The following is a 25,902-nucleotide window of genomic DNA, read 5'->3' as shown; positions in this document are numbered from 1 at the left end:
CTCCCTCAGTAAGCGATTCGGACCAGCCCGTTGCCGGCGACGAAACCGTCGAGCGTGCGCTGGGTGGCGGTGGCGACGACGCGGACCGGTTCTCCCGCCCCCGCGCTGGCCAGGGCGCGGCCCTGGGTGGTGATGGTGAGTGCGCCGGTCTTGTAGGCGATCAGCACCGGCTCGCCGCGACGGACCAGTCGCGGGGCGATGACGTCGCTGACCCGGACGATCGATCCGGGCGAGAGCGGGCGCACCGCTTCCAAGCCCTTGGCAGCCTCCGCCTCGATCGCGCCGCGGCCCATGTTGGGTGAGCGCTTCTCATAGACGAAGTCGTCGGCGGACAGGATCTCGCCACGCTGCACGGCGCGCGCAAGCACGGCGACCTCGACCTGAGCGGGTGCGACGCGCACCGGAGCGGGCGTCGGCGCAGCCGTCTGGGCGGGGGCCGGAACCGGCACCAGCGCCAGTGCCACAAAAGCGATGCGGTAAACCATCAGCGCAGCTGGCTGGTCGTGGCCAGCATCTCGTCCGCGGTCTTCACGACGCGGCTGTTCATTTCATAGGCGCGTTGCGCGGTGATCAGCGCGGTGATTTCGGCCACCGGATTGACGTTCGACGCTTCGACAAAGCCCTGCTGGAGTACGCCGAAGCCCGGCTCGCCCGGATTGGCGATGGTCGGCTGGCCCGATGCTGCGGTTTCGAGGAAGAGGTTGCCGCCCTGTGCCTCAAGCCCGGCCTCGTTGATGAAGGTCGCGAGCTGGAGCTGGCCGACATTCTGCGGCTCGGGCTGGCCGGCGAGGATCACCTGGACCTCGCCCGTCTTCGAGATGGTGACGTCGATCGCCTCGGCGGGAATCGTGATCCCGGGCTGAACCGGGAAGCCGTCGGCGTTGACCAGTTCACCCTGGTCGGACAGCTGGAACGATCCATCGCGGGTATAGGCGGTCTCACCCGACGGCAGGGTAATCGCGAAATAGCCACGGCCCTGGATTGCCGTGTCGTAGCGATTGTCGGTCTGGGTCATCGCGCCCTGGGTCGCGATGCGATAGACGCCGCCGGTCTTGACGCCTGCGCCGATCTGGATGCCGGTCGGCACGCGGCTGTCGGGACCGGACGAACCACCGGGACGGGTCACCTGCTGATAGAGCAGGTCCTGAAACTCGGCACGCTGGCGCTTGTACGCCGTCGTGTTCATGTTCGCGATATTGTTCGAGATGACATCGACATTGGTCTGCTGCGCGAGCATGCCCGTGCCGGCGATGGAGAGGGTACGCATGGATCAGTCTCCGTGGAAATGGGGTCAGCCGAAGCGGCCAAGCTTGTCGATCGCGGTCTTGCGCATGTCGCCCAGCGCCTCCGACATCTTCATGCTCGTCTGATAGGCGCGCAGGATCTCGACCATGTTGGTGGTCTCGACGATTGCCTGGACGTTCGATCCTTCGACGCCGCCGGATTTGAGTTTGGTCTGCTCCGCGCCGAGCTCGCGCCCGCCGGTGCCGGCAAAGGTGCCGTCGCCGCGCGGGTCGACCATGCGCTCGTCGTCGAACACCGTTACCGCGACGCGCCCGACCTGCGCGTCGCCCGCGCTGACGGTGCCGTCCTTGCCGATGCTGACCTGCCCCGCCTGTTCAGGGGGAATGGCGATCGGGCGACCGCCCTCGCCGAGCAGGGTCAGCCCGCCCGCAGTCTGCAGCGTGCCGTCCTCGCCGACCTTCAGATATCCGGCGCGCGTGTAGGCGATGCCGCCCTCGGGCGTTTCCACGGCCAGATAGCCGGGCCCGTCGATCATCACGTCGAGCGAGTTGCCGGTGACGGTGAACGCGCCCGCGCTCTGGTCATGCACCGCGCCATAGTCGAGCACCATCGACGTCGTCTTGACGGGCGCGTCCGCGCCGCCCCCGGCCTGCTCCACATACTCGCGGAACACCGGTGCCTCGCGCTTGAACCCGGCCGTCGAGATATTGGCCATATTATTCGCGCTCACGTCGAGACGACGCCTTAGCGCCTGCTCGTGACTCAGCAGCACATAGGATGAGATATCCATCGCCACCGCCCCTTCAAAAAATTCGTCCAATTTTTTGCGGCTAGGCAAATGTTGCCGACCCGCCCCTCTATAATAGGAACATTCCGCCGGTCCGGTCGCGGATGGGCAAAGAGATTGGGGCACAGACAATGAGCGACGAAATCATCGTCGAGGCCACGGACGGAACGGCTCCCGCCAAGGGGAAGATGGGCAAGAAGAAGCTGCTCATCATCGCTGGCGCAGCCCTGCTCGTGCTGGGCGGCGGCGGCGGCGGAGCGGCCTGGTTCCTGCTCGGGTCCGACGACGCGGCGGCAAAAACTGCCGGGGGCGAAGAGGCCGAGACGGACGAAGGCGCCAAGGAAGAGGGCAAGGGCGGCGAGAAGAAGGACGGCAAGTCCGGCAACTACCTCGACGTCCCCCCGCTGGTCGTGAACCTGCGCAGCGCGGACGGTGCCGCGCGGTTCCTCAAGATCCATTTCGTGCTGGTTCCCGGTCCCGCCGGTTCGGTCGACAAGCTGCAGGAAAAGCTCCCGCTCGTCATCGACGCCTATCAGCCCTTCCTGCGCGAGCTGCGCCCCGAAGACCTCAACGGGTCGGGCGCGGTCTATCGCGTGAAAGAAGAGCTGCTGATCCGCGCCACCCAGATCCTGGGGCACGATCAGGTGAAGGACGTCCTCATCCAGGACTTGGTTCAGCAATGAGCGACGATTTCGAAGATTTCGATCTGCCCGAGCCGCCGCGGCTCGATCCGGGCGCGGACGCACTGCTTGACCAGGCGGGGATCGACGCGCTGTTCGGCCAGGTGGGCGGGTTCAGCCAGCCCAAGGAGGGGCTGCGCGCGGTCATCGAATCCAACGTCATCAGCCGCGAGCGGCTGCCGATGCTGGAGGTGGTGTTCGACCGCATGGTCCGGATCTTCGCGACGTCGATGCGCAACCTCACCTCAGACGCGATCGACGTCAGCCTTGAGGAAGTGACCTCGATCCGCTTCGGCGACTATCTCAACCACATCATGCTCCCCGCGATGATCGGCGTGTTCCGCGTCGAAGAGTGGGAAAATTACGGCCTGGTCTCGGTCGACTCGAGCCTGATCTATGCCGTGGTCGACGCGCTGCTCGGCGGGCGTCGCGGCGGGGGCGATCAGGTGATGATCGACGGGCGTGGCTTTACCACGATCGAGACCGACCTTGTCTCGCGCATGCTGGGCCATGTGCTCAACGACCTGTCGATCTCGATGGCGCCGATCACCCCGACCACGATCGAGCTGGAGCGTGTCGAGAGCAGCCCGCGCTTCGTCGCGATCGCCGGCACCACCAACGTCTGCGCCGTCGCGACCTTCCGCGTCAGCATGGACGAGCGCGGCGGATGTTTCAGCATCCTGCTGCCCTATGCGACGATCGAGCCCGTTCGCCACCTGCTCAACCAGCGGTTCATGGGCGAAAAGCTGGGCCGTGACACGATCTGGGAAGTCCATATGGCGTCGGAGGTCCGCAAGGTCGACGTGACGCTCGACGTGGTACTGGGCGAGCGCGACATGCCGCTGGGCGCGGTGCGCGACTTCAAGGTCGGGCAGACGATCCCGCTGTTCGCCGACCCCGACCAGCCGCTCGACATGCAATGCAGCGGCGTGACCATCGGTCGCGCCCAGATCGGCCAGCGGTCGAACAAGATCGCGGTGCGGCTGGTGTCCGACATCGCCAAGGAGAAGCGCGCATGACCTATTCGCTGATCGCGAACGTGCTGACGATGCTGTTCTGCACGGTGACCATCATCCAGAGCATTCGCATGATGCGCGCGCTCAACGCGCTCAAGAAGAACGATCTGGGACAGGTCGTCTCGACGCTGGACCAGGCGACGGTGCAGGCGCGGCTGGTGCTGTCCGAACTGAAGGGCACGCTTACGCAATATGCTCGCGGCACGCATGACGCGGCGCGCGCCAAGGCGGTGGCGGACGAGCTGAAAATGATGATCGAGATCGCGGACTCGACCGCCGAACGGCTGGTCGATGTCGCCGCCGCCGCGCGGCGAGCCGAGCTGGTGGATCGTTACTGATGCGCGTCCCCTTCCTGCTTCTCACCGCCGCCGCCGCCACGCTTGGCGCGGTGGCAAACGGCGTTGATGCAGCGGTCACGGTCGGTGAGTCCGCCGTCCCCAAGACCCGGCTGGGCAGCCAGATCGAAGGCGAACTGAACGACGCCCAGCGCAAGGAGGCAGAACGCCGCCGCGCGCTGGACCTGCGCGAACAGGCGCTGAAGGCGGCGCGGCTGCGGCTGAAGCGCCAGCAGGCAGAGGCGGAAGCCAAGGCTGCAGCGGAAGGCAAACCGGCAGCGGGCGCGCCCGCCCCGGGTGCGCCAGCTGGCCAGCCACCCGCCGAGGAAAAGCGCTACAGCGACCTCGCCCGCATCTTCCAGTCGATGAAGCCGGCCAAGGCCGCGCCGGTGTTCGAGAAGCTGAGCCCCGACGTCCAGTTCCAGGTGGCGCAGCGGATGCGCGACCGCAACGCCGCGCTGATGATGCAGGCGATGTCGCCCGAAGCCGCCGCCGCGCTGGGAATGGCGCTGGCCAGAGGCGGATCGCAACAGGCAAAAGGTGCCGCAGCGGCCCCGGCCCGGGGCACGCGACCCGCCGCAAGATGATATCGGGACAGCCTACTGTAGTTCTACAATACTGACAGACCCGCTCCGCGAAGACCAATCTGCAACAAGCGGGGTTCTTGAGCGGAGAATGCAGTGACGGTCCCCGACGCGGACGACGTCCCCTTGTCGAGCGAAGATGCGCTGCGCCGCGCTGCGCTGTTCGCATCGGGATTGCTCGCGCTGCGGGAATCACCGCAATTTGCGGAACTGCTGGAAGAACTGACCGAAGCGCTGGACGCGCCGATTGGTGGCGTCAGCCTGATCGACCGTGGCTATTGCTGGCTTCCGGTTCTTCGCGGCATCGAACTCGACGCCGTCCCGCTTGCGGACTCGCTATGTGTCGAGGTGGTCGAAACGCTGGTCCCGATGGCCGAGCCCGACCTGCCCGCCAATCCACAATTCGCGCACAATCGCTTCGTTGCCGGACCGCTCGCGCTTCGTGCTTATGCCGCCGTTCCCCTCTGTGGGGTGCAGGGCGCGAAGCTCGGCACATTGTTCGTCGCGGATCGCCGCGTGCGACGTGACTTTGCCGATCATGCGATCCCGCGCCTTGAGCGCACGGCGTTGCGGATCCTGGATGAGGCGGCTGCACCGCACCATATGCGCCGCGTCGGTCGCACGACCGTCGAAGGACTGGAGGCGCTGATCCGACGCGCTACCCGGGACGGCGACGACGGGCTGGTTACCGCGATCGACCGATTGATGCGCGATATATTGCCGCTGACCGGTGTCCGGGAGAGTTAGGGAGCGCTTGGGGCCGTACTGGTCCGTACTTCCAGGATAAGGACGTTTCCGGCATGGGGGTCGGCGGCGTGAGCAGCTGTGTTCAATGCCTGGGCCAGCGCCTCGGCGTCGACTGCGACACGGGGTGACGCGCGCAGCTGCGCAAAATCCAGCAATGCCGACAACATCGCCGCGCGTAGTGCCGGTTGGGCGCTGCCGAGTTGGGCCGGATCGGCGCCCTCGGCTGGCGTGATCGCGAGGTCGAGTTCGAGATTCCCGTCCAGGCGTCCGGCGTCGATGATCGGCACCCGGAACTTGCCCAGTGGAACCACCGAGGAATCACCACTGCCCCCGCCAGCGGCCCCTGCAGGCGCAGCCACGGCCAGCAGGGCGGCGGCGGCGGTGAGTCGGGCAGCGGATCGGCGCATGGGATCTCCGTCAAAGGCAGGTGGCGCGGACCGCACATGGCCTCGCCCTCCTATAATAGAGGCAAAACCCCGTGTTGGGACTTGCCCCCGTTGGGAATTGAATGAGCTACGATCAAAAACCAGCGCGGGTGCGCGTCGTCGCCGGTAACCCAGCGGATCGCGGCCGCAGTCCGGCGGGAGGACCGCTCAACGGCGGCTTTGCCGCTGGTCCCGCGCCGCGTCGCCCTGGTCGCGCGCGCACGGCAGGGGCGAACCAAGGGATCGGGCGGACAATGATCGCCATCCTCTTTCTTTCCGCCGCGCTGATCGGCGGCGCGGTGCAGGCATGGCTGCTGCTGCGCCCATGACCCGTTCCGCGCGTCTGCTCGCCACGCTTCTGCTCGCCGGAACCGCCAGTGCCGCGGTGGCGGCCGGCGATGGCCGGACAAGCGCACCCGCCGCGCCGACCGGCGCGGTCGCCAAACCGCCACCCTTCGCCGCACAGCTCGCCGAGATGCCGCGTGCTGCGCCGGGCGCACATCCCGCAGTCGATGTCCCGCTCGCCTGGTCGATCATCGCGCGCAGCACGGCCAAGACGCGGCAGGCCGCGCGCTGGAAACTGGCCACGGCACTGCTTTCGGAGCGGCGCGGCGCGGAAGCGCTCGGCGTCCTGGAAACGATGCAGCGCGACGATAATGCGCTCGACATGGTCCCTGCCTGGCGTCTCGCGATCGGCAAGGCGAACGTCATGGCCGCGCGCGGCAACGCTGCGCTGACCTGGTTCAACGCGCCCGAACTGATGGCCGATCCTGAAGCCTGTGCCTGGCGAATCCGCGCCGGTGCGGCGATCGACGGTGCGGCGGGCAGCGCACTGCTGAAATGTGCGGTGCCGGGTATTCTGGCGCATCGCGGGGCGGAGCGCGCAGCGTTCCTGCTCGACACAGCGACCGGCCTGAACCGGGCGGGGCACCATGGCCGCGCGTTGAAATTTCTGGCTGCGCTTCCCGACCAGCATTCCGCCGCCAACTTGCAGCGCGGGATCGCGTTGATCGCGACTGGGCAGCAGGATGCGGGCAAGCTGCGGCTTGAACGGGTGATGTTGTCGGGAACCGCCGCCGAGCGGGCCGCCGCCGAACTGACGCTGATCCGCGACGGGTTTGAGCGCGGAGCTCTGAAGCCCGCTGCGGCAGCCAAGCGGCTGGACACGCTTACCTTTCGCTGGCGCGGTGGCGAGGTCGAGCGCACGGCGCTTGAGCTGAAATGGCAGATTGCCGAGCGCGCGCATGACCCGGTGATGGCGCTGGTCGCATCGGCCACCTTGTTCCGTCATTTCGACCTCGGCGCACAGACCGGTCCGACGCTGACGCGGATTCAGGCCGGACTGCTGGCGCTGGTCAACGACGCCAAGCGCCCGATCGCGCAATCGGCCGGGCTGTTCTGGGAGTATCGCGACCTGTCACCGACGGGAGCGCCGGGCGACCTGCTGGTCAGCAACCTTGCCGACCGGCTGTCCGCCGCCGGGCTCCACGTCCGAGCCGCCGAATTGCTGCAGCACCAGATGCAGAACCGCGCGATCGACATCGCCAAGGGGCCGCTGTCGGTGCGCATCGCCCGACTGCTGCTGCTTGCCGACAAGCCCGATCAGGTGCTGGCAATCCTGCGCCGCAGCGACGGGCCGGATTATCCCGCACCGATCGCACAGGATCGGCGGCGCATGCAGGTCATCGCGACCTGGCGCATGGGCCGACGCGAAGATGCGCTGGCGATGCTCGACCATGTCGACGGAGCTGCGGACCTTCGCGCCGAAATGCTGTGGCAGGCGCGCGACTGGAAGCGGTTCGTCGAGGCCAATCGCGATGTCATTGCCCCGGCACGAAAGGGCGCGGTGCTGCGTCAGGCGGTTGCGCTGGTGATGCTGGGCGACGAGCCGGGCCTCGCCGCGTTGCGCCAGCGATACCTCCCCGCGTTGAAGGGGACAAAGGCCGGCGAGGCGCTGGGGGCGCTTGCCTCGCCGAACGGCGCGGCCAACCCCGCCGCACTTGATGCAGCGATGGCCGGCGTGTCCGAGACCACCGCCGACGGCGACCTGCTGCTGCTCGCGCGCGGGTAAGCTTCCTGTAATTCCGCCCTGCCCCACAGGGAGGTATCAGCCTAGCTGAGGGTAAGGGCGGCCGCGGCAAGCGGCGGAATTTTAGCGAGGTCGCTCACGGCCGTCTGCGCGGCCGCCCCTCCACCACTCGCTGCGCGAGCGGTCCCCCTCCCCTGCTGCGCAGGGGAGGAATTCCATCACCACACAAAGAAAAGCGGCGGCGCCCACAGGGCACCGCCGCGAGGTCAAACCGTCCGGGAGGAAGCGACCGGTCGGCTCGGGGATCAGCGTTCGCGGATCAGAATTCATCCCAGTCGTCGTTGCGGCGCACCAGCGACGCGACCGCAGCGGCCGGGAGTGGCTTGATCGGCGACTGATAGACGCGCTCGCTGGGCTGGGGCACAGCCTTGACCTCGATCTTCGGTGCGGGCGCGGCGGCCTTTACCGGGGCCTTGGAGACCGGCTTTGCGACGCGGACCGGCGCGGCTGGCGCAGCACCGCCGACGGTGCGGAAGCTGTCGGCACGTTCGCCGAGCACGCGGACTTCGGAGTTCAGGCTGCGCGCGGCGGCCGAGGTCTGTTCGACCATCGCCGCGTTCTGCTGCGTCGATTCATCCATGGTGCCGATTGCCGACGCGATCTGCTGGACCGCCGCGGCCTGGGCCTGGTTGTCCTGCGCCATCGCGCTCAGGAGCTCATGCACCGCCGACACGTCGGACGAGATGCCGACAAGCGCGCCATCGACGCGCTCGACCGCACCGACCGCGAGTTCGACATCGTTCTGGGTGGTGGTCAGCTGTTCGCGGGCGCGCTTGGCCTCTTCTTCCGAGCGCATCGCGAGCTGACCGACCAAGTCGGCGACGACCGCAAAGCCACGGCCCGCCTCACCGGCGCGGCCGGCCTCGACCGCCGCGTTCATCGCCAGGACGCGGGTCTGGAAGGCAATCTTGTCGAGCCCTTCGATCACGCTGTCGATGCCCTTGGCGCTGTCGGCGACGCGGCCCATCGCGGCAACCGCTTCCTCGGCGGTGCCACGACCGGTGCCGACGGTGACCATCGCCTGATCGGCGCGACCCACGGTCTGGGTCGCGGATTCGGCACCATTGCGCAGACGATCGTTGATCTGGGCGACAGCGGCCGAGGTTTCCTCGAGCGAAGCGGCAGCGCTTTCGGTGCGGCGCGCCAGGTCTTCTGAAGCCGCCTCGATCTCGCCCGAACCGGCACCGATCGAACGGACGCTTTCCTTGACCGACTGGATCAGCGTGCTGAGCGAGGACAGCGCGCCATTAAAATTGTCCTTGAGCGCGACATAGGCACCGCTGAACTGCGCGTCGATCGGACGGGTCAAGTCGCCCTGCGCCAGCGATTCAAGATGCGAGGAGACGGTATCGATCACCATCTTCTGCTCTGCATCTGCGGCGGCCTTCGCGGCGGTCAGGCGCTCCTGCTCCTGCGCGGCGTCGCGGAAGACGAGCACGGCCTTGGCCATGCCGCCCACTTCGTCGATGCGATCGGTGCCGGCAACATCGACCTTATTGTTGCCGCCCGCGAGGGCGCGCATCGTGCCTTCAAGGCCGAGCAGCGGCGCGATGATCGTCTTGCGCGCGACCAAGATGCCGATGCCGACAGCGAACACCACGCCGAGCACGCCGATCACCAGCATGGTGGTGATGGTGGTGGCGGTGGTCGCGGAGAGATTCTCGGTCTCGGCAGTCGCAGCTTCGGCGCGAGCGATCGTCACTTTGCGCAGTTCAGCGCGGACCTCGTTCGCCTTGGCATCAGCGGGCACCATCGCCGCGCGCGCCTCGTCATTGCGGTTGGCCAGGCCGAACTTGAACGACTCACCGACAAGGGCGTGGAGCTCATCCAGCTTCTGAATCGCCGGCTCGATCGCCCCCTTGGTGTCGGGCTCTGCCTTGACGATATCCTCAAGGCGCTTGCGCGCCGTCACGTGCGCCTCTTTCTCGCGCTCCACCGCCGCGCGTGCCTCAGCACTATGCGCCGGGTAGGCGGTCAGCTGATAACCCGAATAGACCATATCGATCACGCCCTGGTTGGTGCGCGCGAGTTCGGTGTTGTTGGGCAGCACGGTACCGGCGAGGTGCGAATAGTCCTTGTCGACCTTGCTCAGCGAAACGGTGCCGTTGATGGCAATCGCGAGCGTCACGGCGCCGAGCATCAGCATCAGCGCGGCGATCTTGTAGGCGATCTTGAGGTTGGTGAAGGCGTTCATGCGAGTAGCACTTTCTATTTTTTCTGAGTGCGGGTCAGTGAAAGGCGAAGGGGCGCGCATGCGCCGCCTCACCGCAGATAGTTGAGCAGGCTGAGCTCATTGAGCTGGGTGAAGACCGAGTAGCTGGCCTCCAACGTCGTCTTATGCATCGCCAGGTCCATCGCGACCTGGGCGAGATCGGCGTCTTCGTTACGGCTGATGATATCCTTAAGCACCAGCGCGCGCTCGTTGGAGCGATCCACCAGCGTCTCCGCCTGGGCGAGGCGGCGGCCATTCTCCGCATTCACGGTACGGATACCGGTGACGGCGTCGTCAAGCTGGTCCTTGATACTCGTCAGCGCGGTCTTCTGCGCGTCGGTCAAGCGGTCGCCATATGGACCGGCCTCAACCAGCTGGCGGTAGATGTCGGTCATTGCGAGCCCGATCTCGCTCGCGGTGATCCCGTAATTGAGGTCGAGCCCGTCGCCAACACGCGCACGCGCAATCGCGTCGCCATCGTCGAAATGGTCCGCCGCAGCGGTCCCGGAGAGTTGGTCGATCGTCGTCGCGGTCACCGGCGAGGTGGCGATCCCGCCGCCAAAGAGTGGCAGCCCCCCTCGGTCGTGTTGAGCATCGCGCGAAACTGGTCGAACGCTGCCGAAATTGCCTCGCCCAGACCTGCGGATTCGCCGGTGCCTACCGCAGTGGCGAGCCGCGTGCCGAGGTCCATCGATCCGTTCTCGATCGCGGTGATCGAGGTTTCGTACAGCGTCAGCGTGGTGCCGAGCCGGGTCGCGGTTTCGGCATGCGCCTCCTGCTTGGCGAGCAAGGTATGCGCAGAAAGGGTGCGAACGGCCTCGCTGCCCAGGGCGGCGAGGTCGGGTGCCTTCTTGCCAGTCGACAGCTGCGCCTGGGTGACCGCGAGCTTTTGCTGCGCGCGCTGAATCGAGATCGCAGTGGTCTGCTGCAGGGGAATAGTGGCGACGCGCATCTATACGATCCTCATCTCACGGTCCCGAGCAGGGCCTGGTACATTTCGTCCGCGACGCGCACGACGCGCGCGGCGGCGGAATAGCTGTTCTGCAGGACGATCATCAGCGAGAGTTCCTCGTCGATGTTGACGCCCGAATAGGAGTCGCGACGATTGATCGCGTCCTGGCTGCGCGCCGAAGCGTCCTCGTACCGCGTCTGCGCATTGGCCGCGTTGGTGCCCGTCTCGCCCAAGATCAGCGAAGCGTAGCGCTCCAGCGAGACATTTCCCTCCTTGCCGAGGTCGTTCACCTTGCCGAAGCTGTCGACATAGAATTGCGCGGCGCGTGTATCGGTCGGTAGCAGTCCCCGCTCGCCCACGACCGCGCTAGTGTCGAAGAGAGCGAGGGGAAGGCGCCCAGGGCTGTTGCGCAGCTCTGGCTTGATCTCACCATGCGCCAGCCCGTTCGCGCCACCCGTCAGACCCGACAGCGCAGTAAAGGTGATGCCGGTGCCGTGGCGGCTGGTGGAATCGGCGGGGATCGAGATCGTCGTTCCACTGACCCCAGCCGCCTGGTCGAAGCGGAAGCGGCCTGCGGAATCAATCGAGAAGGTGCCGAAGCTGCCGATCTCGCTGGCGTTGAGCTGGGTGACGAGGTCGCCCATCGTTCCGCCAGCCGCCGCAGTCATCGTGGTCCGCGCGATCACTCGACCCGATGAATCGCGCAACATGATGTCGGAGGTGCTGCCGGCGTCGAAGCCGTGCTGATCGCCGCTTGAAAATCCGGCGGGACTGAGCAGCGCCCCCTCGGTCTGGACGATGTCATTGAGACCGAAATACTGACTGAAGCCAACGCCGCCGCGGTTGCTGGGCGCAGCCGGATCGTCTGCGACCACAACGCCGCGTCCGGTGGCACCCGCAGTGATTGTCATGCGACCGTCGGCGAAGCTCGCCGTGCCTGTCCCTCCAAGCCCCGCATTGATCGCCGCAAGCGCATCATCAACAGTAGCCCCCGGCCCCATCGCATCAAAGTCGATGCGCGTGCGCGCGAGGATCGTACCACTTGAGTCGGTAATGGCGAAAATCGTGGCGCCGGTGAAACCGAGCCGGTCGGTGGTCGCAAGCGCGGTTGTCGACCCGTCCAGTCGCGACGGCGCGGGAACCGCACTCGCCGCGTTCGATGCGCCGTTGAGCGCGCGGGCGAGGCCGCCGAACAAGGTTCCAAGCTGGTCGCGAAAGCCCGGCAGCGCGCGGTCGCGCAGGTCGAGCAGGCCGCCAAGCTTTGCGCCCACCGCCGAGGATTCGATGCGGTCACCGGTCGCTGCACCCGGCTCGCCCGCGTCGGTCGCAAAGCGGATGTCGATGCCGGGATATTCAGCAAGCGCAGCACCCGACCCGGATTTGGAGGTCGGATAGGACAGCAACCGCATCCGCGTGTCGAGCAACGGCGCACCGCCCGCGGTCTCGATCATCAACCGGCCATTGGGCTGTTCGCGCACGGTGATCGCGATCAGGCTGCTGAGTTCCTGCACCGCGTTGTTGCGCTGATCGGCGGTGCCCGCCGCGCTGCGGCCGAGGCCGTCAAGCCGCGAGACCGCGTCATTGAGCGAATGGACCTGCTTGAGCAGCGCATTGATCCGCTCGACGGTCAGACCGATCTCGGCATCGGCATCGGCGGCAAGCGTCGCGATATCGGTGTCGAGCCGCTGGATTGTGCCGATCGCGTCGGTCGCGCGGGCGACGAAGTCCGATGCATTCTGCTCGACCCCCAGCGCGCCCGACATCGCGATCGCCGCGCTGGTGATCGCGTCGAGCCGGGTGGGCAGCGACGATTCACCACTTGGCGAACCGAGCAGCGCCTGCATCCGATCGAGATAATTGGCCTGGACTTCGGACATGCCAAGGTCTTGCGCGCGGCGGTAGACTGCAGCTTCCAGGAACTTGTCGGCGATGCGGGTCGGTTCGCCGACCAGCACGCCGCTGACTCCGCCATTGTGAACGGCGGCGGACTGGTTCGCGCGTTCCCGAGCATAACCGGGGGTGCCGACGTTCGCGATGTTCGTCGACACGGTCTTGAGCCCGGCCTGCGCCGCGCTCATGCCCGATACGGCAGCCCCCAGAATCTCGGTAATCGACACGTCAGTCCCCCCGCCCGGTCAGTTATCAGCGCTTGAGGTTGCTGACTTCCGCCAGCATGTCGTCCACCGTGGTGATGATCTTCGACGCGGCGCTGTAGGCGCGCTGGAAGCGGATCATGTTACTGAACTCCTGCGCCAGATCGACGGTGGAGGCTTCCAGCGTGCTCGACCGGATCGTGCCTGCGCCAAGCGCGCCCGCAACGTCGATCGATGCGTTGCCCGACTTGTCCGACAGCAGATAGGCGTTGCCCGAAATGCGCGTCAGGCCATCCGGGTTGGGGAAGGTCGCAACCGGAAGCTGGAACACCGGGCGCGTCACGCCATTGTCGAACACAGCGCTGAGCAGTCCCGCCTCCGACACCTGGATTGACGCGATGTTGCCTAACACGCCGCCGTCGGTGGTAGCGGCGATCATCGCCGATTCCGACCCGAACTGGCTGAGACCGCTGATCGTGCCATTCTCGCCCAGACCCAGACGGATCGGCACCGAACCGGCCGCGTTGCTCCAGGTCACGTCGACCGGATCAAACAAGTCCGAAGTATAAACCGCGTCGTCGCGGATCAGGCTGCCGTCAGGGTTGAAGCGCAGTTCGCCGCTGGCCAGCACGCCGTTCGGGGTGGTGACGTCGGTGGCCGGCTCGGCATACAGCTCGCCCTGCCAGGTGTTCGGGCCGGTGCGGACATAGGCCATTGTCACGCGGTGCGACGTGCCCTGCGCATCGAAAATATCGAACGAGCGGCTGAAGCTCGGGGTGACGACGCCGGTCGCCATGTCGCCCGAGTTGTAGACGCCGGTGAACGCAGTCGCGGTCGACTGAAGATTGGCGCGGACGTCGATCTTGGTCGTCGGCGCGGCCGCACCGGTCAGATCGCTGACGCGGACCGGTGTCAGCGCCTGGACGTTGCCGGTGTTGGTGAACTCGCCGAAGCTGTCGAGACGCCAGCCCTGAAGATACATCCCCGACGCATTGCGCAGAAAGCCAAATTCGTCGGGTCGGAAGGAGCCCGCACGGGTGAAGGCGACGTCGTCCCCGTCCAGCGATTGGCGCACTACGAAAAAGCCGCCGCCCTCGATGCCGAGGTCGGTGGTGTTGCTCGAGGCCTGAAGCAGGCCCTGCTTCGAGATCAGCGCCTGAGGCGCGGCCATCACACCGCCTGCGGTATAGGTCGACTTGGCGCGACCGTCGCTGACCAGGGTGCGGAACTGGATGTCGTTCCCCTTGTAGCCAATGGTGTTGATGTTACTGATGTTGTCGGCGACGACGGCCATAGCAGTCGCTTCGGCGCCGAGACCTGCAACACCGGCATAAAGTGCGGAATAAAGGCTCAAGGACTGTCTCCGGTTCGCGCCCAATGGGGCAATTCATGGCCATCATAGGAGAGCGCCCGACCCGCCGGTCTGCACGGCTGCGCAAAATTTGCTGGGCGGCAATTTTTTCCGGGTGCGGGACCGCGCACGTCGCCGCCTTCCTATGAAAGCAGCAACGCACAATACGAGGACGTGACGATGCTGCGAATTTCCCTGCGCGATGGAGAGGCTCTGGTGGTCAATGGCGCCATGTTGCGCGCCAAGGGTCGCACCGAGCTGGTGATCGAGAACAAGGTCGCGCTGCTGCGCGGTCGCGAGATCATGTCGGCCGAGGAAGCCACCACCACCGCACGCCGCCTCTATCACGCGACGATGATGGCATATCTGGGCGACGAGCCTGAGGCGCACAAGAACCAGGTGATCGACGAGCTGACGCTGCTGATTCCCGCGATGGCGACCGACGAAGGCCGCGCGGCGTGCGTGCGCTTTGCCCGACAGGTCGCCGAGGGCAGCTATTATCGCGGGCTCGGCACATGCCGCACGCTGATCGAACTTGAGGATGCGGCCGCCGCTCCGGCAGACGAAGCCGCCTGAGACCTCGGGCAATGCACAGCCTGTCCTCCGCCGCCCGCACGATCGCCGCACTGCCGCTGGAAAAGCGGCACGGGCGCGTGACCGCCGTGCGTGGCGCGCTGATCGAGGTCGAGGGCCTTGCGGGTGCCGCGCAGATCGGCGCGCGGATCGATATCGAGACGCCGGAGGGGATGATCCCTTCGGAAGTGACCGGAATCGAGGCCGGCCTTGCCCAGTGCATGCCGTTCCGCGAGCCACAGGGATTGCGGTCTGGCACCATAGCCTGGCTCCACCCCGGCGCGCTGTCGCTCCGTCCGTGCGACGCCTGGCTCGGCCGGATGGTCGATGGGCTGGGCCGCCCGGTCGATGGCAAGGGCGAGTTGCCACTGGGCGCGACGCGCCAGCCGATCAAGGCCCCCCCGCCCCCCGCCGCATCGCGCGCCCGCGTTGGCGACCGGATCGAGACCGGGGTACGTGCGCTGGACCTGTTCGTACCGCTTTGCACTGGCCAGCGGCTGGGTCTTTTCGCAGGCTCGGGTGTCGGAAAGTCGGTGCTGCTCTCGATGCTCGCCCGCTGGACGGAATGCGATGTCGCGATCATCGGCCTGATCGGCGAGCGTGGCCGCGAAGTGCAGGAATTCGTCGAGGACGATCTGGGGCCGGAAGGACTTGCCCGCAGCATTGTCGTCGTCGCGACGTCGGACGAACCCGCGCTGATGCGCCGTCAGGCCGCCTGGACCACCCTCGCGCTTGCCGAACATTTCCGCGACCGGGGCTTGCGCGTGCTGTGCCTGATGGACTCGGTCACGCGCTTTGCGATGGCACAGCGCGAGATCGGTCTGGCCAATGGTGAGCCGCCCGCGACGCGCGGCTATACCCCCACCGTCTTTGCCGAGCTGCCCCGGCTGCTCGAACGCGCCGGTCCCGGCCTGCCCGGACAAGGGTCGATCACCGGGCTGTTCACCGTGCTGGTCGATGGCGACGATCATAACGAGCCGGTCGCCGATGCGGTGCGCGGCATCCTTGACGGTCACGTCGTCATCACCCGGCGCATTGCCGAGCGCGGACGCTATCCCGCGATCGACCTGCTCAAGTCAGTGTCGCGGACCCTGCCCCGCTGTTTGAACGAGGATCAGAACTCGACCCGGCTCGCCGCGCGGCGCGTGCTCGGCACCTATGCCGATATGGAAGAGATCGTGCGGCTCGGCGCGTACAAGGCCGGGTCGAACCCCGAGGTCGACCGCGCCGTCGCGATCGCGCCGCAGATTGAGGCACTGCTGACCCAAAGCAAGGGCGATCGCGGCCACGCCGATCAGGCCTTTGCCGATCTGAACGCACTGGTGGAGGAAGCGCATGCGCACGCCCTATGACGCCGCGCTTCGCGCGCTCGACCGCGACATGGATGCCCTCAAGGGGCTGATCGCCGACGCGACGATCCGGCTCGACGAGATGCAGTCGCTGCACGAGGCGCTGAGTGCCAAGATCGTGCGCGAACGCCAGCTGAGCGCAATCGACTGGCAACTTTATGCCGACGCCTATCTCGAACGCGCCCGCGCCGAGCGCCGTCGGCTGGAGCAATTGCGCCACGATGCCGAAGTCGAGCTTGCCATGCTGCGCCGTCAGGCCGCGCAGCAATATGCGTCGATGAAAGCGATCGGCAATGCCGCCGACCAGTACAAGGCCGAGGCCGAGCGCGTCGCTCAGACCGCCGAGCAGACGATGCTCGACGATCTGACCGCCGCCCGCTTTGTCCGGCGCGCGCGCGAAATGCGCAGGAGCATCCGTCGATGATGACGATCCACACCCGTCCGCTCGGCTCGCCCGACACCGCCGCGACCGCCGCCGCAATCCACCGCAACGCGCTGGGATCGGCCCAGAAGCGGCTGTGGCAGGCGGCGATGGGCACGGTGATGCCCGACGCCGAGGCGAAGGTGCCGCAGAACCCCGACATGGAGAAGCTCGACCTCGACGCTCTGCTCGAACTGGCGGGCCGTGCGACCCAGCCACGTCCGATGGCGGCGGTGCTGCACAGCCCCGACTACCGCTCCCAAATCCGCGACCCCGACTTGCGATCGGTCGAGGCGAGCACGCCCGTCATGGGCGAAATCGCGCTCGATCCCGCACGGCTCGGTGCCAATGCCCGGCACGCACCCGCGCTCGAGCGCGCGGCGGACCGCACCGGCATTCCGGCCACTGCGCTCGCTGCGATCGTCAATGCCGAAGCGGCGAAGGACAGTGCGGGTCAGTGGAATATCTATTCGCGCAACAGCCGCTCGTCAGCGGCTGGCCTTGGCCAGTTCCTCAGCCGCACCTGGGAAGGGATGGCCGAGACGCGCGGCACCTGGCTCAACCAGACGGCGCAGGCAAAGGGCTGGCTCGACCGGTCCGGCCAGGTTCGCCCCGCCGCGCGCGCCGAGTTGCTTCAGCTGCGCTACAATGCGACGGCGTCGATCGAGACGACCGCCGACTATGCGCGGGCAAATCTGAAGACGCTCGAGCGGTCGGGGGTCGCCACCGGCGAGGATGCCTCCGCTGTCGCTCGCACCGCGTATCTCGCCCATCATCTGGGCCCTGGCGACGCGATCAAATACCTCAAGACCGGATTGACCGACGAACGCGCAGGGCTGTTGCTACGCGCCCAGATCGGCGGCGGGCGCGCCAGCCAAGCGATCGCGCGCACCGGCGACGCCAGCGCGGCGCACCGCGCCTGGCTGGACAATTATGTCGGCAGCCGGGTGCGGCCGGAGCGCTTTGCTTAACAGCTAAGTAAGAACGCGGATGCCGACCGGGCGACCGGGGATTCTCCTATATGGGTAGGAACTCCGTCGGGATGAAAGGGTCCTGAAATGTCCGTCAGCGCCGAACTTGTCGAACGTCTAGCCTTTGCCGGTTTCACCGATTCGCAGCGCGCCGCGCTGACCAAGTTCATGCCGACGCTGGAGCGCGAGCTTCCGGGCATCCTCGACAAATTCTACGCAAACCTGCGCGGCTGGCCCCAGCTCGCGGCGATGTTCAAGGGCGCCGAGGCCATGCCGCGCGCCGCGAACGCCCAGGCGGCACACTGGAAGATGCTGTTCAGCGGCCGGTTCGACGACGCCTATGTTGTGTCGGTCAAGAAGATAGGCCTGATGCACAGCAAGATCGGGCTCGACCCGCGCTGGTATATCGGCGGCTACACCTTCATCCTGCGCCATCTGTTCGACCTCGCCGCACGCAGCACCTGTCGCTCGCTGAGCGGCGCCGGAGCGGCGCGTACGGCGGACCTGTGCACCGCGATCAACATGGCGGTGATGATCGACATGGATCTCGCCATCTCCTGCTATATCGCCGAGAACAAGGTCGCCTATGACCAGAAGCTCGCCGCGCTCGCGGAGGACTTCCAGGCACAGGTCGCAGGACTTGTCGACCAGTTGAGCGTCGCGTCGAACGAGCTGGAAGCCAGCGCCCAGTCGATGACCGCCAATACCGGCGAGGCAAACAACCGTGCGCTTGCCGTCGCGGCCGCCGCCGAACAGGCCAGCGCCGGGGTGCAGACCGTCGCATCGGCCGCCGAGCAGTTGTCGGCATCGATCCAGATGATCGCGGCGCAGGTTACCGAATCGACCCACACCACGCAGCGGGCCGTGACCGACGCCGAGCAGACCGACCAGGTCGTGCGCGCGCTCGACGAAGCTGCGGAGCGCATCGGCACCGTGGTCGGTCTGATCGGGCAAATTGCCGGCAAGACCAACATGCTGGCGCTCAACGCCTCGATCGAGGCGGCGCGTGCGGGTGAGGCCGGCAAGGCGTTCGAGGTCGTGGCAGCCGAAGTGAAGGCGCTGGCAAGCCAGACCGAACGGATGACGGAGGATGTCGAGGGCCAGGTCCGCGAGATCCAGGACGCGACTCGGCGCGCGGTTGCGGGACTTGGAAATATTACCGCGACCATCGGTCAGGTCGCCGAAATCAGCACCAGTATCGCAAGCGCGGTTAACCAGCAGAATAGCGCCACCGCCGATATCAGCCGCAACATCCAGCAAACCGCCCAGGCGGCGCATGAGGTGTCCGCCAACATCGTCGGGGTCAGCCAGGCGTCGGAAGCCACTGGAACCGCGGCAAATCAGGTCTTCTCCTCCGCGAGCTCGCTGTCGGGCCAGGCCAGCACCCTCTCCGCCCAGGTTCACCGTTTCGTCAGCCAGGTGCGCGCCGCCTGAACGAATATGGTTACCGTATTTCTACTTATTGTGGAATTACGTATAGGAGTGGTTTACTCCTATTTACCGCAATCGGCGATCATTCCCCTGTAGCCGGAGCAAGCACTGCACTGGCGAAGACGATCGAGGGGACGATCATGTCGAACACCACTGCCGCGCTCGAAGTTGCTGTTGCCGCTGTCATCGAGAACATGGCCAAGGACGGCCAGACGCAGACCAACCGCCAGCGCGTCTATGGCGAGCGGGCCTTTGCCCAGGTGCTCAAGCTGCTCGCCCCGCGCATCCGCCACTTCATCCGCCAGTATGGCCTTGCCGGCCACTGGGACGATGCCGAGCAGTGCTGCGCGATCGGTGTTCACCGTGCGATCCAGGCCTATGACTCCGAGCGCGCCCAGTTCACGACCTTCGTCAACTGGCAGCTGCGCGGCGAGCTGCAGAGCCTCCGCTTCCGCGTCATGACCGACCAGCGCCCCTCGGCGAAGAAGGTCGAAGCCACCACCGTCTCGCTGCATGCGATGAGCCTGGGTGCCGAGGGCGAGGCCAATACGCTGGAGAGCATGGTCGAGGACGAATACGCCCTTGAGCGCACCGAGGCCGCAGCCGGCGAGCACCTCGCGATCAAGACCCGTGAAGCGCTGCTCGACGCCTATGTCGATCATCTGCGCGGCGTCGCGATGGAGCAGCTCAGGCGCCGCGCCCGCAATACCCGGTCGGTGCAGGTTCAGGATCCGCGCCTTCCCCGTTATCGCGCCGGTGCCGCGATCATCGATCCGGCTGAAATCGCCGAGCTCGAGGAGAAGCTGGAAGCGCAGCGCCGCACCGTCGCGCGCCGCCTGTCCGACGATGCCGCCGATATCGAGGTGGAGGCCGATCCGCAGGAGCGTGAGCGTCAGCGTCAGGTCGCCAAGCGCGCCGCCAAGACGATCGCAGACATCGCCGCCAACGATCCGCGCTTCGGCGGCATGTTCGAACGCCCCGCCGCGACGCCGCGCCGCCGCGCGAGCGACAAGGTCGAGACGCCCGCCGTCAGCGTCCTTCCCGATCACAATGCGCCGCACAACCGGCTCAGCCGCGTGATCGCGGTCACCCCGACACCTCAGGAGGCCCCAGCCGTCGAGCTGGACGAGCGCGAAATCGCGCTGGTCCCCGGCAGCACCCGTTCGCGCTGAGTCGAAATCCGTGATCCGCGAGAGCACTATGACCGCTCAGGGCAGCGCCGACGGCCTCATGCCGTTCATCGATCCGGGCCTGGACGACCTGTCCCGGGAATTTTGTCACAACGCCCGCTACTGGCTTGACCATTCGGGGCACCTGATTGCGATCTGGGGCATTGGCACCAACGGCAATTTCGGCGCGAGCTGGGATCGCTGGCTGAAGCGTCACGACATCGCCGCCCAACGCAATGCGCGGTCGTGCGAACGGCTCGCCCGGCAATTGCTGGAACGTGTCCGCCAACGCTGGCCAGTTGGAATGGCTCCCAACAGCATCGGCCTGATCACCGACGGCACCGGCGTCGCGGTAGCACCGGAAGATCCCTGGCCGCTCGCGCCGGGCTGGCTCGACCGTCGTATCGCCCGCCCGGGGAGCCTCGTCGCGCTGCGTCGCTTTGACCCCTCCGGCAATTGGGCACTGATCTCGCACCCGCCTCGCTCGACCGCGCGTCAGGCCGGATAGTTCTTTCAATTCAATATGCTTGGAAGCGTCTGGGATGCCTGCTATCCTATATCCATCGGGATATAGGAGACCGAGATATGGACGCGCCCGTCAAGCTTTTGGCTGCGACCGGTCCGGCCAATGTGCCGGTCGACCCCTATCGTGGCTTCGTCTTTCCCAACCATATCCGCGACTATCGCCGCCGTGCAGGCCACCAGAAGCTGATCGGCCTGTCCCACCGGCTGCCCGGTATCACCTATATCCGCCTGTCCAAGATCGAGCGCGGCGAGGTGACGGCGCGGGCGCATGAGCTGGTCGAAATCGCCAACGTCCTCGGCGTCGCGCCCGACGCACTGCTGGTCGACGTCGACGCCGACGGGTTCTCGATCGAAAGTTGGGCGACCCCGTTCGTCAACATGCCGATGCTGGATCTGGAGCGCGAACGCTTCGCGGTCCTGCTCGCCGCTGCGGTTCGGCACTTGCGCTCAACCGATCGTGGGCTGACGATCCAGATGATCGCCGAGCGGTACGAGATCGCGCCGGTGAACCTGTCGCGCATCGAGAACGCTCAGCGCAGCTTCGAGGAATGGAACGCGCCCACGCGCCAGGCAATCGCCGCCCTGTTCGACACCGCGAACGAAACGGCGCTGCGGGCGCGGATCGATCAGTTGCACCGTGCCGGCGATCTCGACCCCTGGATGTCCTCGGTCAGCGACCCAGCGGAGCGCATGCGCCGCACGCGCGAGCGGATCGCAGCTTTGCGCGCCGAACTTCGCGGCGAGGCCGTCACCCCGGAGGCCTCTGCCCCGCCTCATCCGGGGGCCATGCCCGACAGCATGGCGACAATCCCGGTGCGTGGCCTTGCCGGCGCGGACGGGCTGATCCTCGATCAGGAGACTGGCGAGCGGGTTCAGGTACCGCCAGGGTGTGGCGCGCACGTCATCGCGTTGCGGCTATGCCGCGCAACATTGGGCGCGGGGCTGCCCGGTCAGGCGATTCTCTTCATCGACCCTGATCGCTATCCGATCGCCGGCGGCCTGGCCGCAGTGCGCGAGCCCGGCGGCTTTCGTATCCTGGCGGTTGCGACCGGAATGGATGGCACCTTGACGGGACACAGCCTGTTTCCACAAAAATCCCTTCATATCAGTGAGTTAAATCAAGACACAGCCCATGCTGTCGTCGCCGCACGCTTTGTGTAAGCGGTTGTAACCTCATCCATTATGGGTAAGACTGTAGGCCTGAACCGCGTTGAGGCTGTAATGGGGGAAGCGTGACGCCAAACGGTCTCTGGTTCCCAAGGGGGTCGTTGCGCGGCCGCGTGGCTGCGGGCTGTTTCGTCGCGGCGGGCTTGATCTGCATCATCGGCATATTGGGGTGGGCACTGGACGTACCGGTGATGCGCTCGCCCCTGCCCGGCTTCGCTGCAGCCTGGCCTCCTGCGCTGGCCACCAATCTATTGCTTGCCGCCACGTTGCTTGCGCTCAGCGTGCGCAATCGCGACTGGGTGCCGCCGACGCGCGCCGGAGCGGTGGGCATCGCGGTGACGCTGCTCGCGCTGCAACTGCTCGCGCTGTCCCTGTTTACGGACATCGGCGGCAGCCCGGTGTCCTGCATGCTGATCCTTCTGCTCGGCGTGGCGACGATCATCCTGTTCCGCAATGATCGCGAAGGCGCGCCGATCGCCGCCCTTGTCGCGGCGCTGGTCATCAGCTTTGCATTGCTGTTGCTGGCCGGACAGATCCTGGCGACCGAAGTCCGCGGCGGTCTGGTCCAGCCCTGGCATATTCCGATCCTGACCAATGTCGCCGAACTGCTGCTGGGTGTCGGGCTGCTGCTCACCGCCACCGATCGGGCGCTGTCCGGCTATCAGGCGGGGAGCGACGAGGAGTGGCCGATGCCGCTGCGCGCGGTCCCGGCGCTGATGGTTGCGCCCGCACTTGTGCTTGCCGTGGACCTGGTCTTTTTCGGCGACCGCGACTTCCCCGAAAGTGCCGAAATCTGGGGAATGCTCGCCAATACGCTGATCGTCGGATCCGTGCTGCTATGGGCAATCGCGCGGCTGACCCGCCAACGATCGACGCTGCGCATCTATGCCCAGACGCTGGATGCCCAGCCGATCGCGATGCTCGACGCCGACGGTCGCATCATCCATTGGTCGAAGGGGTGCGAGGCGCTGTACGGGTTCACCGAAGACGAAGCGATCGGCCGGATCAAGACGGACCTGCTCCACAGCCGCGCGGCGGAAGGTGCCGATGCCGGCGCGACACCTGACCCCGGCGCAGGCGCGTGGCCCCAACGTCGTCTGGTCCAGATCACCCGGGACGGGCGCGAGCTTCAGGTTCTGGAACATGAGCAGCAGGTCGAGGACCGCCTGCGCGGCAGCGTCACCGTCCTGTCGGCTACCGACCTGAGCCCATTGTTGCGTGCGGAGAGTGCAACGGCAGAGAGCGACGTGCGGCTGCTGCTCGCGGCCGAGGCGCACAAGATCGGTATCTTCGAATGGGAGGTCGCAACCGGCAAGCTGAACTGGTTCGCCGATACCGAGCCGCTTCTGGGCCTGCCTTCCGGGACACTCGGCGATTATGACAGCTGGCAGCAGGCGATCCTGCCCGAGGACCGCGACCTGTTCGCCAAGCGCCTCGACGCGGCGGTATGGGCGAAGGCGGACCAGATCAGTTTCTTCTATCGCCTGCGCCTGCCGGACGGACTGGTGCGCGCGATCGAGGGGTCGGCGCGCTGCTTCTATGACGACGACGGTCACCTTGCCCGCATCGTCGGCGTCAATATCGACGTCACCGATCGCGTGCAGCAGACGACGCAACTCGCCGCGCGTGAGGCGCAAATGCGATCGATCCTGGAAACCGTTCCCAGCGCAATGCTGGTGATCGACATTCATGGACGGATACTGAGCTTCAGCCCGGCCGCGGAACGGCTGTTCGGCCATGCCGCGAACGATGTGATCGGCTCTAACGTGTCGATCCTGATGAACGACGATTTCGGCCTTCGGCACAACTCGTTCCTCGAACGCTATCTGTGCACGGGCGAGCGTCGGATCATCGGGCGGCCGCGCATCCTGACCGCCTTGCACGCCGATGGCAGCGAGTTCCCGATCGAGCTGCATGTCGGAGAAGCGGTGTATGAGGACAATCGCGTCTTCACCGGATTCATCACCGACCTGTCCGAACGGTTGCGCGGCGAGGAGCGGCTGGAGCAACTGGCGAACGAACTGACGCAGATCGGGCGGATCAACGCGATGGGCGAGCTTGCCGCCGCGCTTGCGCACGAAATCAACCAGCCGCTCGCCGCCATCGCCAACCATATCGCAACCGCCGAAGTCATCCTGGAAAGCGATGAGGTTCCCGACCCGATCTATGAACGCCTCCTCGCCCAGCTCTGCACGACGCGCGAGCAGACGTTGCGCGCGGGCGAGATCATTCGGCGGCTGCGCGATTTCGTATCGCGCCGCGATGTCGACCTGCGCGTAGAAGCGGTCGAAACTGCAATTCGCGAGGCCAGCGCTTTGGTACTTGTGGGAACGCAGCGATTGGACGTATCGGTAGCCTATGATCTTGCACCAGAGGCGCCGTACATGTTCGCCGACAAGATCCAGATCCAACAGGTTCTGGTCAATCTGATGCGCAACGCGCTGGAGGCGTTACGCGCAACCGCGGCAGACCAGCGCAGCATTCGCGTCGCGACCCGTAAGCTGGACGGCGACCGTATCGAGTTTTCGGTGTCCGACAATGGACCAGGTCTGGCGAAACCGATTCTCGAACAGATGTTTCTTCCGTTCAATTCCACCAAGGGTGAGGGCAGTATGGGTATTGGCCTGCTGATCTGTCGCAGGATCGTGGAAGCGCACGGGGGAACGATGTCGGCGCAGAATAACGACCAGGGCGGCGCCACATTCCGCTTTACAGTCCCGGGTATCGAGCGGAGTTTGGGGGAGGAGTGATGCAGAGCGTATATATCGTCGACGACGACCAGGCCGTCCGTCAATCGCTGCACGGATTGCTGTCCGAACGCCCCAATCTGGTGATCCGCGTTTTCGCATCGGGCGATGCGTTTCTCGACAATATCGAACCGAGCGACGGCGGCGTGCTGCTGCTCGACTTCCAGATGCCGGGACGCAACGGGATTGAGGTCATGCGCGAGCTGCAGGACCGCACCGCCAAGTTCCTCACGATCATGTTGACCGGCCAGGGTGACATTTCGCTCGCGGTCCAGGCAATGAAGGCGGGCGCGACCGACTTTCTCGAAAAGCCCTATGACCCCCATCATCTCCTCAATCTGCTGGATGAGGCGTTCGCGCGGTTCAGCGAGACCAGTGGCATCGCCGAGCGGCGCGAACAGGCGCGCGAGCGGATCGCCCGTTTGTCACCGCGCGAGCATGAAGTGCTGATGGGCCTGATCGAAGGGCGACCGAACAAGGTGATCGCACATCAGCTCGACCTGTCACCGCGCACGGTGGAAATCTATCGCGCCAACATGATGGAAAAGCTGGACGTCAGCAGCCTGTCCGAAGCGCTGCGCCTCGCTTATGCTGCGGAGGTTGCTGCACCGGTGTAGCGTTCGATCAACTCAGCCGCTTCGACACCGGCCCGCTAAAGGCGGATCACGCCGCCATCCGGCCTTCGCCGAGTCCTTCGAGCAGCGAGCGGTTGACCTCGATCAAAGGCTCGATCGACTCGCGACCCTTCATCACTTCGCTCGCATGGCGATTGACCCACAGAGCGATCGAAATGATCGACGCCCGCAGCGCATCGGGAAGTCCGTTGCCGGGCGCGCCACAGGCGCTGGCGAACGTGTCCCACATCTCGCGGTTCCAGTGCAGCACGTCCATCAGCTTGCCACCGGCATAGCCCAGGTCGCGCGCCTCCATCAGCGCCGCGGTAACGTCACGGATCAATCTTTGTTCGGTGGCGCGGGGAGTTTCGACGAGCGTGCGGGCACGTTGATAGGCGCTAAGCGACATGCAGATTCCT

At 66.1% G+C, this 25,902-nt stretch carries 27 protein-coding genes; 17 read left to right on the top strand and 10 right to left on the bottom strand.

Annotated elements, in window-relative coordinates:
* Positions 1-5: 5 nt before the first annotated feature.
* From flgA to LRS08_RS16155, 3 genes are read right to left on the bottom strand one after another with little or no spacing between them, the layout of a single operon-like run.
* Positions 6-485: a flagellar basal body P-ring formation chaperone FlgA gene (gene flgA / locus LRS08_RS16165; RefSeq protein ID WP_257842726.1), complete on the bottom strand. Its 480-nt coding sequence runs from the start codon at positions 483-485 to the stop codon at positions 6-8.
* Positions 485-1,267 carry a flagellar basal-body rod protein FlgG gene (gene flgG, locus LRS08_RS16160; RefSeq protein WP_257842727.1) on the bottom strand — a complete coding sequence of 261 codons (783 nt, stop codon included), beginning with the start codon at positions 1,265-1,267 and terminating at the stop codon, positions 485-487. The genes flgA and flgG overlap by 1 nt, the downstream gene beginning before the upstream one ends.
* Positions 1,268-1,291: 24 nt before the next feature.
* Entirely contained in the window at positions 1,292-2,035 is a 744-nt protein-coding gene (locus LRS08_RS16155) for a flagellar hook-basal body protein (RefSeq protein ID WP_257845393.1), read from the bottom strand.
* A gap of 128 nt (positions 2,036-2,163) precedes the next feature.
* On the opposite strand from LRS08_RS16155, the gene LRS08_RS16150 reads away from it, so the two are divergent.
* From LRS08_RS16150 to LRS08_RS16130, 5 genes are all read left to right on the top strand, one after another.
* On the top strand, positions 2,164-2,715 hold the full coding sequence (locus LRS08_RS16150) for a flagellar basal body-associated FliL family protein (protein WP_260480951.1): 552 nt from the start codon (positions 2,164-2,166) through the stop codon (positions 2,713-2,715).
* Positions 2,712-3,731, top strand: coding sequence for a flagellar motor switch protein FliM (gene fliM, locus LRS08_RS16145; protein ID WP_257842729.1), 1,020 nt, complete (start codon positions 2,712-2,714; stop codon positions 3,729-3,731). Before LRS08_RS16150 ends, fliM begins: the two co-directional genes overlap by 4 nt.
* Complete coding sequence (locus LRS08_RS16140; protein ID WP_257842730.1) at positions 3,728-4,066, top strand: DUF6468 domain-containing protein; 339 nt, start codon at positions 3,728-3,730, stop codon at positions 4,064-4,066. The genes fliM and LRS08_RS16140 overlap by 4 nt, the downstream gene beginning before the upstream one ends.
* Positions 4,066-4,650: a MotE family protein gene (locus tag LRS08_RS16135; RefSeq protein WP_257842732.1), complete on the top strand. Its 585-nt coding sequence runs from the start codon at positions 4,066-4,068 to the stop codon at positions 4,648-4,650. Before LRS08_RS16140 ends, LRS08_RS16135 begins: the two co-directional genes overlap by 1 nt.
* Positions 4,651-4,743: 93 nt before the next feature.
* Positions 4,744-5,394, top strand: a complete 651-nt coding sequence (locus LRS08_RS16130; RefSeq protein ID WP_257842733.1) for a GAF domain-containing protein — start codon at positions 4,744-4,746, stop codon at positions 5,392-5,394.
* On the opposite strand, the gene LRS08_RS16125 is transcribed toward LRS08_RS16130, so the two are convergent.
* Positions 5,391-5,801 (bottom strand): hypothetical protein, encoded by a 411-nt coding sequence (locus tag LRS08_RS16125; protein WP_260480950.1) that lies wholly within the window; start codon positions 5,799-5,801, stop codon positions 5,391-5,393. The genes LRS08_RS16130 and LRS08_RS16125 overlap by 4 nt on opposite strands.
* Positions 5,802-5,902: 101 nt before the next feature.
* On the opposite strand from LRS08_RS16125, the gene LRS08_RS16120 reads away from it, so the two are divergent.
* Together LRS08_RS16120 and LRS08_RS16115 are read left to right on the top strand one after the other, a co-directional pair.
* Positions 5,903-6,148, top strand: coding sequence for a hypothetical protein (locus LRS08_RS16120; RefSeq protein ID WP_257842735.1), 246 nt, complete (start codon positions 5,903-5,905; stop codon positions 6,146-6,148).
* Entirely contained in the window at positions 6,145-7,890 is a 1,746-nt protein-coding gene (locus tag LRS08_RS16115) for an endoglucanase (RefSeq protein ID WP_257842736.1), read from the top strand. The genes LRS08_RS16120 and LRS08_RS16115 overlap by 4 nt, the downstream gene beginning before the upstream one ends.
* Positions 7,891-8,167: 277 nt before the next feature.
* Here the strand turns inward: LRS08_RS16115 and LRS08_RS16110 are convergent, their stop codons facing one another.
* The 5 genes from LRS08_RS16110 to LRS08_RS16090 form a co-directional block, all read right to left on the bottom strand.
* Positions 8,168-10,102 carry a methyl-accepting chemotaxis protein gene (locus LRS08_RS16110; protein ID WP_257842737.1) on the bottom strand — a complete coding sequence of 645 codons (1,935 nt, stop codon included), beginning with the start codon at positions 10,100-10,102 and terminating at the stop codon, positions 8,168-8,170.
* Positions 10,103-10,170: 68 nt separating this feature from the next.
* The gene (locus tag LRS08_RS16105) at positions 10,171-10,656 is read right to left on the bottom strand and encodes a flagellin (RefSeq protein ID WP_257842738.1); all 486 of its coding nucleotides are present in this window, start codon (positions 10,654-10,656) and stop codon (positions 10,171-10,173) included.
* On the bottom strand, positions 10,653-11,072 hold the full coding sequence (locus LRS08_RS16100) for a hypothetical protein (RefSeq protein ID WP_257842739.1): 420 nt from the start codon (positions 11,070-11,072) through the stop codon (positions 10,653-10,655). Before LRS08_RS16100 ends, LRS08_RS16105 begins: the two co-directional genes overlap by 4 nt.
* Positions 11,073-11,083: 11 nt before the next feature.
* A complete protein-coding gene (locus LRS08_RS16095) occupies positions 11,084-13,189 on the bottom strand; it encodes a flagellar hook-associated protein FlgK (protein ID WP_260480949.1) in 2,106 nt (701 codons plus the stop codon).
* A 25-nt stretch (positions 13,190-13,214) separates the two neighbouring features.
* Positions 13,215-14,519 (bottom strand): flagellar hook protein FlgE, encoded by a 1,305-nt coding sequence (locus LRS08_RS16090; protein ID WP_257842740.1) that lies wholly within the window; start codon positions 14,517-14,519, stop codon positions 13,215-13,217.
* 177 nt (positions 14,520-14,696) lie between these two features.
* On the opposite strand from LRS08_RS16090, the gene LRS08_RS16085 reads away from it, so the two are divergent.
* The 10 genes from LRS08_RS16085 to LRS08_RS16040 all read left to right on the top strand — a co-directional run bounded on the left by LRS08_RS16085 (position 14,697) and on the right by LRS08_RS16040 (position 25,486).
* The gene (locus LRS08_RS16085) at positions 14,697-15,092 is read left to right on the top strand and encodes a flagellar biosynthesis repressor FlbT (protein WP_257842741.1); all 396 of its coding nucleotides are present in this window, start codon (positions 14,697-14,699) and stop codon (positions 15,090-15,092) included.
* Positions 15,093-15,103: 11 nt separating this feature from the next.
* On the top strand, positions 15,104-16,441 hold the full coding sequence (gene fliI / locus LRS08_RS16080; protein WP_260480948.1) for a flagellar protein export ATPase FliI: 1,338 nt from the start codon (positions 15,104-15,106) through the stop codon (positions 16,439-16,441).
* Entirely contained in the window at positions 16,425-16,862 is a 438-nt protein-coding gene (locus LRS08_RS16075; RefSeq protein WP_257842742.1) for a hypothetical protein, read from the top strand. The genes fliI and LRS08_RS16075 overlap by 17 nt, the downstream gene beginning before the upstream one ends.
* Positions 16,859-17,830 carry a peptidoglycan-binding protein gene (locus LRS08_RS16070; protein WP_260480947.1) on the top strand — a complete coding sequence of 324 codons (972 nt, stop codon included), beginning with the start codon at positions 16,859-16,861 and terminating at the stop codon, positions 17,828-17,830. The genes LRS08_RS16075 and LRS08_RS16070 overlap by 4 nt, the downstream gene beginning before the upstream one ends.
* A gap of 87 nt (positions 17,831-17,917) precedes the next feature.
* Positions 17,918-19,264 (top strand): globin-coupled sensor protein, encoded by a 1,347-nt coding sequence (locus tag LRS08_RS16065; protein ID WP_260480946.1) that lies wholly within the window; start codon positions 17,918-17,920, stop codon positions 19,262-19,264.
* Positions 19,265-19,401: 137 nt separating this feature from the next.
* Positions 19,402-20,433: a sigma-70 family RNA polymerase sigma factor gene (locus LRS08_RS16060; RefSeq protein WP_257842745.1), complete on the top strand. Its 1,032-nt coding sequence runs from the start codon at positions 19,402-19,404 to the stop codon at positions 20,431-20,433.
* Between the two features lie 28 nt (positions 20,434-20,461).
* Positions 20,462-20,938 carry a hypothetical protein gene (locus LRS08_RS16055; RefSeq protein WP_257842746.1) on the top strand — a complete coding sequence of 159 codons (477 nt, stop codon included), beginning with the start codon at positions 20,462-20,464 and terminating at the stop codon, positions 20,936-20,938.
* A 77-nt stretch (positions 20,939-21,015) separates the two neighbouring features.
* On the top strand, positions 21,016-22,116 hold the full coding sequence (locus LRS08_RS16050; RefSeq protein WP_257842747.1) for a helix-turn-helix domain-containing protein: 1,101 nt from the start codon (positions 21,016-21,018) through the stop codon (positions 22,114-22,116).
* 107 nt (positions 22,117-22,223) lie between these two features.
* Positions 22,224-24,872, top strand: coding sequence for a PAS domain S-box protein (locus tag LRS08_RS16045; RefSeq protein WP_257842748.1), 2,649 nt, complete (start codon positions 22,224-22,226; stop codon positions 24,870-24,872).
* The gene (locus LRS08_RS16040; protein WP_257842749.1) at positions 24,872-25,486 is read left to right on the top strand and encodes a response regulator transcription factor; all 615 of its coding nucleotides are present in this window, start codon (positions 24,872-24,874) and stop codon (positions 25,484-25,486) included. The genes LRS08_RS16045 and LRS08_RS16040 overlap by 1 nt, the downstream gene beginning before the upstream one ends.
* Positions 25,487-25,532: 46 nt before the next feature.
* On the opposite strand, the gene flaF is transcribed toward LRS08_RS16040, so the two are convergent.
* A complete protein-coding gene (flaF, locus tag LRS08_RS16035; RefSeq protein WP_257842750.1) occupies positions 25,533-25,892 on the bottom strand; it encodes a flagellar biosynthesis regulator FlaF in 360 nt (119 codons plus the stop codon).
* Positions 25,893-25,902: the final 10 nt, after the last annotated feature.

This window comes from Sphingomonas sp. J315 (assembly GCF_024666595.1).
Taxonomy (GTDB): Bacteria; Pseudomonadota; Alphaproteobacteria; order Sphingomonadales; family Sphingomonadaceae; genus Sphingomonas.
The sequence above is the reverse complement of the archived record's forward strand: the minus strand, read 5'-3'. Positions and strand labels throughout refer to the sequence as shown.

Bases quoted from the DNA above. Each gene is read 5' to 3' on its own strand.
- flgA (WP_257842726.1), bottom strand. From the start codon at position 485: ATGGTTTACCGCATCGCTTTTGTGGCACTGGCGCTGGTGCCGGTTCCG.
- flgG (WP_257842727.1), bottom strand. From the start codon at position 1,267: ATGCGTACCCTCTCCATCGCCGGCACGGGCATGCTCGCGCAGCAGACC.
- LRS08_RS16155 (WP_257845393.1), bottom strand. From the start codon at position 2,035: ATGGATATCTCATCCTATGTGCTGCTGAGTCACGAGCAGGCGCTAAGG.
- LRS08_RS16150 (WP_260480951.1), top strand. From the start codon at position 2,164: ATGAGCGACGAAATCATCGTCGAGGCCACGGACGGAACGGCTCCCGCC.
- fliM (WP_257842729.1), top strand. From the start codon at position 2,712: ATGAGCGACGATTTCGAAGATTTCGATCTGCCCGAGCCGCCGCGGCTC.
- LRS08_RS16140 (WP_257842730.1), top strand. From the start codon at position 3,728: ATGACCTATTCGCTGATCGCGAACGTGCTGACGATGCTGTTCTGCACG.
- LRS08_RS16135 (WP_257842732.1), top strand. From the start codon at position 4,066: ATGCGCGTCCCCTTCCTGCTTCTCACCGCCGCCGCCGCCACGCTTGGC.
- LRS08_RS16125 (WP_260480950.1), bottom strand. From the start codon at position 5,801: ATGCGCCGATCCGCTGCCCGACTCACCGCCGCCGCCGCCCTGCTGGCC.
- LRS08_RS16120 (WP_257842735.1), top strand. From the start codon at position 5,903: ATGAGCTACGATCAAAAACCAGCGCGGGTGCGCGTCGTCGCCGGTAAC.
- LRS08_RS16115 (WP_257842736.1), top strand. From the start codon at position 6,145: ATGACCCGTTCCGCGCGTCTGCTCGCCACGCTTCTGCTCGCCGGAACC.
- LRS08_RS16110 (WP_257842737.1), bottom strand. From the start codon at position 10,102: ATGAACGCCTTCACCAACCTCAAGATCGCCTACAAGATCGCCGCGCTG.
- LRS08_RS16100 (WP_257842739.1), bottom strand. From the start codon at position 11,072: ATGCGCGTCGCCACTATTCCCCTGCAGCAGACCACTGCGATCTCGATT.
- LRS08_RS16085 (WP_257842741.1), top strand. From the start codon at position 14,697: ATGCTGCGAATTTCCCTGCGCGATGGAGAGGCTCTGGTGGTCAATGGC.
- fliI (WP_260480948.1), top strand. From the start codon at position 15,104: ATGCACAGCCTGTCCTCCGCCGCCCGCACGATCGCCGCACTGCCGCTG.
- LRS08_RS16075 (WP_257842742.1), top strand. From the start codon at position 16,425: ATGCGCACGCCCTATGACGCCGCGCTTCGCGCGCTCGACCGCGACATG.
- LRS08_RS16070 (WP_260480947.1), top strand. From the start codon at position 16,859: ATGATGACGATCCACACCCGTCCGCTCGGCTCGCCCGACACCGCCGCG.
- LRS08_RS16065 (WP_260480946.1), top strand. From the start codon at position 17,918: ATGTCCGTCAGCGCCGAACTTGTCGAACGTCTAGCCTTTGCCGGTTTC.
- LRS08_RS16060 (WP_257842745.1), top strand. From the start codon at position 19,402: ATGTCGAACACCACTGCCGCGCTCGAAGTTGCTGTTGCCGCTGTCATC.
- LRS08_RS16055 (WP_257842746.1), top strand. From the start codon at position 20,462: ATGACCGCTCAGGGCAGCGCCGACGGCCTCATGCCGTTCATCGATCCG.
- LRS08_RS16050 (WP_257842747.1), top strand. From the start codon at position 21,016: ATGGACGCGCCCGTCAAGCTTTTGGCTGCGACCGGTCCGGCCAATGTG.
- LRS08_RS16040 (WP_257842749.1), top strand. From the start codon at position 24,872: ATGCAGAGCGTATATATCGTCGACGACGACCAGGCCGTCCGTCAATCG.
- flaF (WP_257842750.1), bottom strand. From the start codon at position 25,892: ATGTCGCTTAGCGCCTATCAACGTGCCCGCACGCTCGTCGAAACTCCC.